This window comes from Candidatus Glassbacteria bacterium (genome assembly GCA_019456185.1).
GTDB lineage: Bacteria > Gemmatimonadota > Glassbacteria > GWA2-58-10 > GWA2-58-10 > JAJRTS01.
The window spans coordinates 5,765-17,447 of the sequence record VRUH01000069.1 but is presented as its reverse complement, the minus strand read 5'-3'; the positions used below and the strand labels follow the sequence as shown (position 1 = coordinate 17,447).

The 11,683-nt window shown below is 56.6% G+C and carries 10 protein-coding genes; 6 read left to right on the top strand and 4 right to left on the bottom strand.

Annotation, left to right across the window (positions count from 1 at the left end; genetic code table 11):
* Positions 1 to 45: 45 nt before the first annotated feature.
* Positions 46 to 543: an HD domain-containing protein gene (locus FVQ81_16515; protein ID MBW7998135.1), complete on the bottom strand. Its 498-nt coding sequence runs from the start codon at positions 541 to 543 to the stop codon at positions 46 to 48.
* Positions 521 to 1,135: a nucleoside 2-deoxyribosyltransferase gene (locus tag FVQ81_16510; GenBank protein MBW7998134.1), complete on the bottom strand. Its 615-nt coding sequence runs from the start codon at positions 1,133 to 1,135 to the stop codon at positions 521 to 523. The genes FVQ81_16515 and FVQ81_16510 overlap by 23 nt, the downstream gene beginning before the upstream one ends.
* A gap of 156 nt (positions 1,136 to 1,291) precedes the next feature.
* On the opposite strand from FVQ81_16510, the gene FVQ81_16505 reads away from it, so the two are divergent.
* Together FVQ81_16505 and FVQ81_16500 are read left to right on the top strand one after the other, a co-directional pair.
* The gene (locus tag FVQ81_16505; protein ID MBW7998133.1) at positions 1,292 to 2,692 is read left to right on the top strand and encodes a sodium:solute symporter family protein; all 1,401 of its coding nucleotides are present in this window, start codon (positions 1,292 to 1,294) and stop codon (positions 2,690 to 2,692) included.
* Positions 2,693 to 2,989: 297 nt separating this feature from the next.
* A complete protein-coding gene (locus FVQ81_16500) occupies positions 2,990 to 3,775 on the top strand; it encodes a hypothetical protein (protein ID MBW7998132.1) in 786 nt (261 codons plus the stop codon).
* A gap of 49 nt (positions 3,776 to 3,824) precedes the next feature.
* On the opposite strand, the gene FVQ81_16495 is transcribed toward FVQ81_16500, so the two are convergent.
* Entirely contained in the window at positions 3,825 to 4,202 is a 378-nt protein-coding gene (locus FVQ81_16495) for a hypothetical protein (GenBank protein MBW7998131.1), read from the bottom strand.
* Positions 4,203 to 4,673: 471 nt separating this feature from the next.
* Here FVQ81_16495 and FVQ81_16490 point away from each other — a divergent pair, with 471 nt between their 5' ends.
* The 4 genes from FVQ81_16490 (at position 4,674) to FVQ81_16475 (ending at position 10,448) form a co-directional block, all read left to right on the top strand.
* Positions 4,674 to 6,230 carry a GAF domain-containing protein gene (locus FVQ81_16490; protein ID MBW7998130.1) on the top strand — a complete coding sequence of 519 codons (1,557 nt, stop codon included), beginning with the start codon at positions 4,674 to 4,676 and terminating at the stop codon, positions 6,228 to 6,230.
* A gap of 570 nt (positions 6,231 to 6,800) precedes the next feature.
* Positions 6,801 to 7,298 carry a hypothetical protein gene (locus tag FVQ81_16485; protein ID MBW7998129.1) on the top strand — a complete coding sequence of 166 codons (498 nt, stop codon included), beginning with the start codon at positions 6,801 to 6,803 and terminating at the stop codon, positions 7,296 to 7,298.
* A gap of 538 nt (positions 7,299 to 7,836) precedes the next feature.
* Complete coding sequence (locus FVQ81_16480) at positions 7,837 to 10,131, top strand: hypothetical protein (protein ID MBW7998128.1); 2,295 nt, start codon at positions 7,837 to 7,839, stop codon at positions 10,129 to 10,131.
* An 11-nt stretch (positions 10,132 to 10,142) separates the two neighbouring features.
* Positions 10,143 to 10,448 (top strand): sulfurtransferase TusA family protein, encoded by a 306-nt coding sequence (locus tag FVQ81_16475; GenBank protein MBW7998127.1) that lies wholly within the window; start codon positions 10,143 to 10,145, stop codon positions 10,446 to 10,448.
* A gap of 38 nt (positions 10,449 to 10,486) precedes the next feature.
* On the opposite strand, the gene FVQ81_16470 is transcribed toward FVQ81_16475, so the two are convergent.
* On the bottom strand, positions 10,487 to 11,059 hold the full coding sequence (locus FVQ81_16470; GenBank protein MBW7998126.1) for a DNA-3-methyladenine glycosylase I: 573 nt from the start codon (positions 11,057 to 11,059) through the stop codon (positions 10,487 to 10,489).
* Between the last annotated feature and the right edge of the window lie 624 nt (positions 11,060 to 11,683).

Here is an 11,683-nt window from a genome sequence, read left to right as displayed (position 1 = left end):
CTCGATCTCATCGATACACCTCCTGACCTCAAGTTAATTTGAGTTCTAGAGGTGTCCACTATATTGTAGCAATATCACATCTCTATCTAACATCCCAAGCCTATCTGCCATTCTCAAACTATTTAACTCATGCTGAAAATAGAAATCAATATTGTGCTTCTCCGCAATACTCCTTAAAACCCCTTCTCCATGGTGCCCAAAAGGAGCATGACCTATATCATGTCCTAATCCTATTGCTTCAGCCAAATCTTCATTTAATCCAAGATGACGCGCAACAGTTCTCGATGCATGAGCAACGTATAAGGAATGCTCGAGCCTAGTACATACATGATCGTTATTGGTCAGGAAAAAAACTTGTGTTTTATGTCTTAATCTTCTGAAGGGTTGGCTGTAAGTTATGCGGTGGACATCTCTTTGAAAGGGGGATCGGTAACCATCATCCGGTAATACTCCTTTTCTCCCGCGGCTGTTTTTACTTAAACATGCAAGCGGATTCGTGTATATTTTTTCTTCATATTCTTCATAATGCTTTCGCTGCTCCATATTCAGCCTCTTGAAAGATTTCAATCAACTCTTTAACCATTTCAAATGAATATTTTCCCCTATTCAATAAGAAAGCTATTCTTTTTCCAACTTCCGAAACCGAGACAACTACATTATTAAATTTTTTCTTCTGCTCGTCAAGTCTTTTATTGACCTCTGTAACTAAACGACGCTTATCATTTACAATATTAAATTCGCACGCTCCTAATAACATTGGATTGTCCATGCCATCTATCATTGTTCTTACATCATCTTTGTAAAAGATGACTGGTATTCCAGATGACCAAGCAACGCCAGCTTCAATCATTGCTCCTTCGTCCGGGACTCTTCCATTTATATTGACTACAACTGCATCACTAATTCTTATTTGATAAATATCCAAAGCAAAAATTGCTTTTTCCAGGATATAATCAGTATTAATTCCTTCCTTTTTCAGTTGTACTAGGTACTTCGATATCTTAGCCAATTCTAAACCATCTCTATGCGGTACATAAGCTTCAATATCTCTCTTTTCAAATTCAGCCGCTATTTCTTCTATTTCTTCTCTTTCCTTACTATTGAATAATGGCCCGGCACAATACACTTTTGGCATTGTAACCTCACTTATATTTTAAGGACTGTTTTACCGCTTCTTTTCAATATCGGCTTGGCGAATTGGGAAGACTAATTAAAACTAAATAAAATATTCGGCTAGGTCAATTATTTCTGGCATTTATATGTCTCCTATAACTTATTAAGGATCAAAGACTTGACCTACCTCGTTGCAATCCTGGCTTACCTGGCCGCCCTGATTGTGGTCGGCGCCGTGCGCAGCCGCCAGGTGCGCGACGAGGCCGACTTCATGGTCGCCGGGAGGCGGCTGGGACCGTGGGTGCTGGTCGGCACCCTGGTGGCCACCTGGATCGGCTCGGGCTCGTTGTTCGGCGCGGCGGGGCTGGCCTACGAGCACGGGTTCAGCGCACTGTGGTTCGACGCCGGCGTGTGGGTGGCGATTATCGTGCTCTATTTCGTGGCCGGACGGGTTCGCGCGTTCGCCCAGTTCACCGTACCGGACATCCTCGAAGCCCGCTACAACACCGCCGCCCGCGTGCTGGGCACTGTGGTCACCATTATCGCCTACACCGCGATTGTATCCTACCAGATCCGCGCCGGCGGGATGGTGCTGGAGTTCGTGACCGGTATCCCGGCCTCCACCGGCATGGCCCTGACCGCCGTGTTCGTGATCGGCTACACCGTGCTGGCCGGGATGATCTCGGTGGCTTACACCGACGTGGTCAACGGGGTGGTGATGACCGCCGGGCTGCTGCTGGCCCTGCCGTTTTTGATCGACAACGCCGGCGGCTGGGAAAGTATCCGATCAGCACTGCCTGCCACCCGGTTCGAGCTGTTCGGCGAGCTGACAGTGGCCCGCGCCCTGGGTTACTCGGTCGCCACGATGCTGCTGCTGCTGGGCGAGGGCGGGATGTACCAGCGTTTTTTCTCGGCGCGTGACGAGCGCACGGCCCGTCGCGCGGTGCTGGGCTGGATCGCCGGGACAATCGTGCTGGAGTGCCTGGTGGCCGTGCTGGCCGTGGCCGGCAGCGCGCGGTTTGGGGGAATCGACGGGGAAATGGTGATCCTGCACGTGGTCACCGAAGCGCTGCCGCTGGCCGCGGGCTGCCTCTGCCTCGGCGCGATCGTGGCGGTGATTGTCTCGACCGCCGACAGTTTCCTGCTGGTGCCCGCCACCAATATCACCCGCGACATCTACCAGCGCTTCATCCGCCCAGAAGCCTCTCACCGTCACCTGGTGACGTTCTCCCGGACAGTGGTCGTAATCCTGGGGCTGGCCGCCTGGCTGCAGGTCAGTTTTTTCAGCGGTGTGCTGGAGATGGCGGTCTACGCCTACACGATGTACGGGACCGGGATCACGCCGGCGCTGATGGCGGCGTTTTTCTGGAAGCGGGCCAACGGCGCGGGCGCTGTAACTTCAATGGCGGCCGGGATGGCTGTCACACTGGCCTGGGAGCTGGCCGGCCAGCCGGGCGGTGTGCCGACTGTCTATCCGGCGCTAGCGAGCAGCCTGGCCTGCCTGGTGGTTGTCAGCCTGGCCACCAGACCGCCTGAGGAAAGCAAGTGGCGTGCGCTGGAGGGTGGGAGAAGAAGGTGAGCGATAACACGGATGTCACACATCGGAAGTTTTACCAGCGGCAACTTTTCCTAAGTTGCCTTTTTTAGTGCTTATTGGTTTGACGGACGACTCATTGTTTCACAAAAATTGTTACCCACAAAGTTACACTGTGAGCCGGGAAGGATAAACAAAACAGCACAATTAACTATGGACAACAGCTAATACATTGATTTTTAGGATGTTATCTTTGCACCTGCGCAGTTTACTTAACAGGTACGGCTCTTGCGGTAATATCATTAAAACCTTAATAAATTTCCCTAACGCGAAGAAACTTGAATGTTAACCGACATAAAATCTTTGTTATTAGCGCTCTCTTTGTTTGTCCCACTGTTTATTACTGGTTGCGGTGATGATACGCCGTTGGAACCGAAGCCTGTGATACCTGTGATACCTGTGGTAACAGAGGAACACCTGCGCTTTTTTCCGCTCAGCCCGGATTTCGTGGCGGAATACGAGTATATATCTCAAACTGACCCCCGAAGCTATAATCCCAGCCCACTCGAAAAATGGACTGCCTTGTTGCGGATAGAGGTCATTGATTCCTGGATCGAGGGACTAACAGCCGGCTACAAGATACGAAAAACTTTACTACACCCGGTTGAAGGATATGAAGGAGAGTTGGCTGACCTGAGTGCTGGGGAGATAGATCATAACCTAACTATCGAAGAAGAGTTCAATATCCTCTACCAGGACAGTACCCTCTGGTACGTTGACGAGGCGCCGTCATTCGAAAAACTCGCCGAAGGCACACTGACTGTTTTCTTCGAAGATCCCGCCAATGGAAGAGGCGAAATAAATCTGAGGATGTACAGCTATTCCGGCGTATACTCGCTGGATTTGGAGCGAATGGATCGGTTTTTCCTTGAGCGTGTCATCAATGATGAACATGGTTATACGGTAAACAGGTACGAGTTTCACGTTAGGGGGGGATGGGGCCTGTTCGGCGAAGTTGTTGTAAGAGAATTTCTGGGTATAACTTCAGTTGACTCACCAGATTATTGCTGTAGCACTTCGCCGAGGTGGACTCATGATCGCAAAATTGAATTAATTCAACGGGATTAAATTAATTTCTTTCCGCTAAGCGTAATCGGCGTACTTCCATCGGGCGCTATCACTCCTCCGGCGGCGGAAACCTCAAGGCCACCGCCTCCATGATATACTCCACCTTGGAGAACTCGGAGCCCCGCTGACGGCTGACATACTCGTTGGAGCGCTCCGCCGTCGGTTTGACCACGATCGCCTGGGCGCCTATTTTCATCGCCCGCTTGCGGATACTCTTCAGCAGCTTGTCCTTGTTCGGCCCCACCGCGCGCAGGGTGCCGATCTCGATATAGGGTACGTCGGGGAAGTTGCGGAACATCCGCAAGCTCTCGGTGGACTCGTAAATTCGGGTGGGATCCACCGGGCGGAAATTCGTCTTCGTGCAGGCGGCAACCGCTGCGAGCGCTACCCCTGCAATAACAATCGCCATCAATGCGTGCCTGGTCATTTTCCCTCCGGGGCGATTATGTATTGCATGCGGACGAGATCAGCCGGTCCCGGAACCGTACCTTCTTTCACTATAGTTCATCACTGGCCGGCGGGCAAGAACGGCGAATCATGCCGGAAAATAAACGGGACGGGTATTCCCGGACGCACTTTCCGGTTATTCCCGCCCCGCTGCCGCCGTGGCAGTGTCTCCAGTTACAGCTAACGGTGATTGACGCCGCAGTCGCACCATCTCATCACCCTCCGACTTACTGCTGGTTTTTCTCCCCGGAACCCCGTTTCGAGACGCTGAAAATTCAGTCAAATCGGCTTGAAATGATGTTTGCCATGGGTGAGATATTTGTTTGGCCACAAACCGGTTCCCTGACGCACCGTTTTCCTTGCTTTTAACACTTCGCGCTAATATTCTCAGTTCTGCGCGTTACTCTCGCAGCCGCCGCTGAGAGCAACTCCATTGAAATGGACCGAATTTATGACCGATAAGTCGCTTCAACAGAAACTGGATCGCCTGGAACAGGTGTTGGCGGAGAAAGACGAGGAGATCCGCTCGCTGATCGACGCCTGCCGGAAAGTCACCTCCAGCCTCAACGTGGAAGAGGTACTGCTGGTTATCCAGCAGGCCGCGCGCAGGCTGATGAATGCCGAAAGCAGCTCGGTGATCCTGCTCGATTCCTCCGGCGAATACCTCCAGATCGCCAGTTCCACCGGGACTAAGGAAGATGCGGTCAAGGGCCTGCGCTTCCCGTCGGACAAGGGTATCGCCGGCTGGGTGATCCAGAACCGCGAGCCTGTGATGGTCAACGACGTCGACTCCGATCCGCGCTTCTACGCCGAGATCGATCAGCAGTCCGGCTACCGCACGGAGGGAGTCTGCTGCGCGCCGATGGTGTTTCGCGACAAGATGCTGGGGGTGATCGAGGTGCTGAACTACAAAAACAGCGGCGACTTCCCGGCCAGCCGGCTCGAGCTGTTCACCACGTTCGCCGACCTGGCCGCCGTGGCGCTGAAAAACGCGATCAGTTTCGACGACCTGGCCCACAGCTACAAGCTGCTCTCCGAGCAGGCCCGCTCCGAGGGGATCTACCACAGCAAGAACAGGAAGATGAAACAGGTTTACGAGATGTGCGCCAAAGTTGCCCCGCTGGAAAGCACGGTGTTCCTGCGCGGCGACAGCGGCACGGGCAAGGAACTGTTGGCCGATCTGATCCACAGCCAGAGCGGGCGCAAGGACAAGCCGCTGGTGAAAGTCAACGTGGCCGCCCTGCCGGAAAACCTGGTGGAGAGCGAACTGTTCGGCCACGAGAAAGGCGCGTTCACCGGCGCGGTGAGCCGCAAACGGGGCAAGTTCGAGCTGGCCGACCGGGGGACGATCTTCCTCGACGAGATCGGCGAGCTGCAGGTGGACACCCAGGTCAAGCTGCTGCGCTTCCTGCAGGAACACACTTTCGAGCGGCTGGGCGGCAACGAGACGGTCAAGGTCGACGTGCGGATTATCGCCGCCTCCAACCGTAACATGGACGAGGCGATCAATTCGGGAAAGTTCCGCACGGACCTGTTTTACCGGCTCAACGTGGTCCCGCTCGAAATCCCGCCCCTGCGAGAGCGCACCGAGGACATTCCACTGCTGGTGGACTTTTTTATCGGCAAGTTCAACAGCGAACTGAACCGCAAGGTGGAGGGAATCAGCCCCGATGCGCTCAACAGCCTGCTGGATCATTCCTGGCCGGGCAATATCCGTGAACTGGAAAACATAATCGAGCGGATCATGGTCATGCGCGAGCAGGGCGTTATCATGCCCGAGGATATCCCCGCCGAGATCTGCCCGGCCGCCAGGCAGCCAGACCCGGCTTCCGGCGAACAGGACTCCGGCCATCCCGCCAGACTCCACGACATGGAGCAGCGGATTATCCTGGAAACGCTCGAAGCCAACGGCTACAACCAGAGCCGCACGGCCCGCAAGCTGGGAATCACGCTCAATCAGCTCCGCTATCGGATCAAACGCTACGGGATCGAAATCAAAAAGCACTGACCCCCGCCACTGCTTGGCACAACCGGGTAAACTTGCGAATAAGTTGTTAATATTAACATATTCTTGTGATTATTCACCAACATAAATCACAAACTTCTTCTCCTCCCAATTTCGTACTCTCCGTCATCTTATTACCTATCAATACTTTACAATTTATCGTCAGGTTGGTAAACGGAATGGCACGCCGGTTGCTTAATCTATAATCGCGGCTGGCAACATCCCGATCTTCGTCCGGTTCACAAATCCGGGCACTTTTGAATCGCCAGGCTTGTGTAAGGAAGTAGGGCAACTTCTGACAGGCTGGGCGAAGGTCGGGAATCTTTTCAGCGCCGCCGGATTCAGGCAAACAACTCTCTGCGGCAGGGAGCCGCCGGCCGGGAAAACCGGAAAGGGCGTCAAGGCCCTTTTATTAACCTGGCGGGGAACCAGAAATCCGGGGAAGATCATTGATCGCTCCGGTTCGGCGGTTCCCTCCCGCAGAGGGTTCAACTCCTGGATTGAACCGCATCGCAAGTCCTCGCGCTCGACAGTCGGTACGCCGGAATCCATCAGGGGGGGCGGGAGGATGAGATGTTCACGGTGAAAAAGACTGCGCCGCGGCTGATTCCCGTGGCCCTTGTGATGATGCTCAACCTGGCTTCCGGGCTGGCCGGAGTCGAAAATCCGCCGCGGGCGGACAGCGACGGGCGGAAAGTCAGCCGGACCGGGACGGGCCTGACATCGCCGGGTGATTTTCGCGAACAGCGCTCGAGTTACCAGCGGCAGGCGCTTATCCTGCCGCGCAGATTCGAACTGGAACAGAATTGGCCGAACCCGTTCAACCAGGCGACAACTATCGGTTATACGGTGAGCATGAGCGACCGGCCGGTGAAGGTTATCATTGAAGTTTTCGACGCGGGTGGGGAGTGTGTCAGGACCCTGGTGGACGAGATCCACGAGCCGGGCCAGTACAGCTTCTTCTGGCAGGGTACGGATGACAAGGGGGGCGAACTCGACAGCGGCACCTACTTCTACAGGCTGCGAGCCGGGAAATACATGGCCGCGCGGAAAATGGTGATCGGAAAATGAACTGGCTGCGCAAAATAATCGCCGGGACCGCCGAGCCCAGGTCCCGCACCAACGGATTCGGTTTTCCCGACGCGCCCGGCTCGATCCACGAAAGATCGCTGAAAGCGCCCCTGGGAGACCCGCTGAAATTCAGGAAAACTTACCGTGGCAAATAACAGCCCCCCTTGCTGCGGTAACCGAGAACCCCGGCCAGGGATTGGCCGGGGTTTTTCTTTATCCGCCGATAGATGTCACGTTTTCGCTCTCGTATTACCAGGACGCTGCCGCTGAAAACCGCTTTCTGTCAGTCATTATCGCTTCTCCGCGGTTGCTCCCGGACTCACATCTCGATCCCCGGAAATGTCGGCTCCCGGGGCGGCAAGCGCGGCCGAGGTCCTCAGAAATAACCGTCGATTGGGCTTGGCTCCCTGCGGCATTGGTTACCTCCCGGCGCATGCTGGTGCTGCTTCGGAGCGGGTGAAGTTGATCGATCCGGCCGGTACCCTGTTGTAACCAAAATCGGCTGCATTTAACAGAACGGGGGCGTAAATTCGCTCGCATGAGTGTTGACTGTCCGGCCCGCGCCTGCTTATCATTAGTATCATCCCGCCGGACGGGGCTCACCTTTATAGCGGATGGTAAGATCATGAGAAAGATTACAACTTATGCCCTGGTTGCAGGTGCGATATTCACTCTGCCCGGCGCTCTCGCCGCCCAGATGGACCAGTGGCGCGTTCTGCCTGATCAAGTCCCGTTCGCCGACAACGAAATCATGCTGTTCAAACATCTCGGCAGGATCGCTCCGGCGATCTCCTGGGAGCGCGAAACCGAATTCGCCCGCATCGAAAACGAATCGGATTGGCGGAATTACAAGGCAAAACTGCTGGCCAACTACCGCGCGGCGCTCGGCCTGCCGTTTCCGGAACGCACTCCGCTGAACGCGAAAACAGTCCGGGTGCTGGATCGCGGCAGCTACCGGATAGAAAACGTGCTGTTCGAGTCGATGCCGGGCATACCCGTGACCGCCAACCTGTATGTGCCGCAGGACGGAGCAGGGCCGTGGCCCGGAATCCTTGTCTCCTGCGGCCACAGCGAGAACGGCAAGGCTTACGATAAATACCACTCCGTGGGCTTGGGACTGGTACAGAAAGGGTACGTGGTGCTGATCTACGATCCCTATGGCCAGGGCGAGCGTTACCAGTACCTGGCTGAAAACGGTGAAAGAATCCTGCCCAGTCCCACCCGCGAACACAGCATGAGCGCCAATCCGCTGTTCCTGATGGGCCGGCACCTGATGGCTCTGCGCTGCTGGGACGGAATCCGCGGGATCGACTACCTATGCTCGCGCTCCGAGGTCGACACCACGCGGATCGGGATGACCGGCAACAGCGGCGGCGGAACTGTCACCCTGCACCTGACTCCCCTGGAGGACAGGATCAAGGTGGCCGTGCCTGTCGGGACTGTCAGCGGACCGGAGCTGAGCCTGGGCGCCGGCGGTATCGGCGACGGGGAACAGAACCTGCCGATGCTGGTCCCCAACAAGGTGACCCACGCGGATATGATGGCCGCCGCCTGGCCCCGCCCCTACCGGCTGATCAAGGAATCCGCCGAAGGAGTCCATCGCCACAGCCTGCGCTCCTGGGTGCAGTCGAGCTGGCTCTACCGCACGCTGGGCACGCCGGAGAAACTGAGCTGGGTGGATACGGAGCAGCCCCACGGCTTTTTCCGCGAAATGCGCGAGCCGACTTACGAGTGGTTCGGACGCTGGTTTTACGGCCGGGAAAACGACAGCCGCGAACCGGAGTTGCGACTCGAGCCGGAGGACAGCCTGACAATTTCTGTCAGCGGGCAGATTCTGAACGAAACCGGTACGCCGCTCTGGCAATGGGCCGCCGAAGAGTTGGAGAAAATCCTGCCGGAACGAAAACCTCCCAAAAGGAAGAACCTGTCCGCTCTGCGTGACACTCTGCGGAGCCAACTGGAATCCCTGCTGGGCAACCCCTCGCCCGGCACCCCACCGGCCGCGGTCAGCCTGGGTATGGTGCCGGACGTTTCTCCCCCGGTGGAGAAACTGGCGATTTTCTCCGAGGACGATATCTACCTGCCCGCGCTGCTGTTTAAATCAGGAGCCGGCGCTCAATCCCCGGCGATCGTGCTGGCCGACAGCAGGGGCCGCACTTCCTCCGATATCGAGCTGGCCCGCTCCCTGGCAACCCGGGGTTACACCGTGCTGGCGGTGGACCTGCGCGGCTGCGGTGAAACCGCAATCACTCGTCGCAGCGACCGCGACCGCCAGGGCGGGTTCGAGGCCCAGGTGTTGGGCGTAATGGCCGGGGCGGCGTACGACGGGCTCAAGCTGGGGCGTTCCATTTTCGCGATGCGGGTGTTCGACCTGGGCCGAGCCGTGGAATATCTCCGCACCCGCGACGATATCGACCCGGACAGGATAGCAGTGGCCGGCCGCAACAGTGCGGGTATGCATGCCCTGTACGCAGCCGCCCTGGATTCGCGGATCGCAGGGGTCCTGGCCGACTCCAGCCTGGTGACCTGGAGCGCCCTGGTACGCACCAAGCTCTACACCTGGAATTTCGAGGATTTCCTGCCGCGTGCGCTGACCAGCCATGACATTCCCCAGGTGGCGGGCATTCTTGCCCCTCGGCCGGTCTGGCTGTTCAACGGCCTTGACGGAGAGAAAAAGCTGGTCGATAAGCGCGCTTTCCGCGATGCCTACCGCTGGAGTTCCGATACGTTCGATAATGCGGGAGCGGGCAAGAAATTTTACACCGGAGTCTACAACGACCCGGGAGAGCTGGCCGGGATCGTGGCCAGTTGGGCCGAAATGGCATTCCGCTGAGGGAGGAGGCGATGGCAGCCGCCGACGACACGCTGAACCTGGTGGGCACGCCCTGCCCGATGAATTTCGTCCAGATCAAAACCGTGCTGGACCGCTCCGAGCCGGGCAGACCGCTGGCCGTCCTGGTCGATTCCGGGCCGGTGGGACAGGACCTGGCCGACAGCCTGCGCATGGGCGGTTATGATATCCTGGCTATCGAGGAGCGGGGGAATTCGCTGCTGGTAACTGTCCGTAAACGCAAGATAATCAGCGCCCGGCCGGTCTCCCGCCGCGACGACACCCCGTGCCATAAGTCAGCGCGCAGGCGGCGGAGGTAGTCTGTTACCCCAAATCTTTCCCGGCGCCGGCGGCAAACCTATTGCGGCAGCAGTTCTTTGTAGCGGAAGCAGTCCGTGGTGTGGTCGAGCACCATCCCGGTGGCCTGCATGTGGGAGTAAACCACTGTCGGCCCCACGAACTTGAAGCCGCGCCGCTTGAGGTCCTTGCTCAGCGCCTCGGCCTCCGGAGTAAATACCGGCAGTTCCTGCAAGGTTTTCCAGGAGTTGACAATCGTTTTCCCGCCCACGAAACCCCAGATATACTTGTCGAACGTACCGAACTCCCCGGCAACCTCCAGGAAGCGTTGGGCGTTGTCGATCGCCGCGCGGATCTTGAGCTTGTTGCGGATCAACCCGGCATCACCCATCAGCGCGTTGAATTTTTTCTCATCGTAGCGGGCCACTTTTTCCGGGTCGAAACCGCTGAACGCGGCGCGGTAGTTTTCGCGCTTGCGCAGGATGGTGATCCAGCTCAGGCCGGCCTGGGCGCTCTCGAGGGTGAGGAACTCGAAGATGGTGCGGTCGTCATGGACCGGCACGCCCCACTCGCTGTCGTGGTAGGCTTTATACAGAGGGTCCTCGCCGGGGACCCAGGCGCAGGTGGTTTTCATAGGATTCTCCAATCTACCTTGATCCAAAACGTATAAAAAAAAAGAAGAAATGCATTTCTTTCTTCTTTTGTGGCCAAAAGAAGCAAAAGCCTTCACCGGGCCGAACTCGCATCAACTCTTAATAATACCAACCAGATTAGTTAGCCAGTTCCATATACCGCTACCGATTAGGTGGGCCTGAATTGCCCCGCCACAGTACGGCGGGACAATTGAAGGTGCTCCCAACTTATACTGGTAATATGATATGACGTGGGAAACTTGGCAAAAAAACCGCTGGCTGTGCCTTAGCTCAGACATGCGGCCCGGTGGTTTACCCCGCCGCTCCCTAAAATCAAGCTACTGCGATCACCCTGAATGCCCCAACCCAATGCGGCCGCAGGCCGCCTTCGCGGCGCCGCATGTCCGAGCCGACTCCGTCCCAGCGGTTTTTTTGCCGTAATCCTATCTCATAACATATGACCTGAGGAGGCAGGCATACTTCGCGAGGTCTGGCGCGGCCTGCCGGTCCAGGGCGAGCGCAGGCCCCACAACGCGGGCAGCGTTTTTTGCCGTGATAACAATAACTCTATTACCAACTCTAAGGTCGGGCGAGTCCGGCGTCCGCGGCGACAAAAAATTTGCTTC

What these genes read in the sequence shown, in the direction of transcription:
- FVQ81_16485 (MBW7998129.1), top strand. Translation starts at nt 6,801, where the DNA reads ATGTTCACGGTGAAAAAGACTGCGCCGCGGCTGATTCCCGTGGCCCTT.
- FVQ81_16480 (MBW7998128.1), top strand. Translation starts at nt 7,837, where the DNA reads ATGAGTGTTGACTGTCCGGCCCGCGCCTGCTTATCATTAGTATCATCC.
- FVQ81_16500 (MBW7998132.1), top strand. Translation starts at nt 2,990, where the DNA reads ATGTTAACCGACATAAAATCTTTGTTATTAGCGCTCTCTTTGTTTGTC.
- FVQ81_16475 (MBW7998127.1), top strand. Translation starts at nt 10,143, where the DNA reads ATGGCAGCCGCCGACGACACGCTGAACCTGGTGGGCACGCCCTGCCCG.
- FVQ81_16510 (MBW7998134.1), bottom strand. Translation starts at nt 1,135, where the DNA reads ATGCCAAAAGTGTATTGTGCCGGGCCATTATTCAATAGTAAGGAAAGA.
- FVQ81_16515 (MBW7998135.1), bottom strand. Translation starts at nt 543, where the DNA reads ATGGAGCAGCGAAAGCATTATGAAGAATATGAAGAAAAAATATACACG.
- FVQ81_16495 (MBW7998131.1), bottom strand. Translation starts at nt 4,202, where the DNA reads ATGACCAGGCACGCATTGATGGCGATTGTTATTGCAGGGGTAGCGCTC.
- FVQ81_16470 (MBW7998126.1), bottom strand. Translation starts at nt 11,059, where the DNA reads ATGAAAACCACCTGCGCCTGGGTCCCCGGCGAGGACCCTCTGTATAAA.
- FVQ81_16490 (MBW7998130.1), top strand. Translation starts at nt 4,674, where the DNA reads ATGACCGATAAGTCGCTTCAACAGAAACTGGATCGCCTGGAACAGGTG.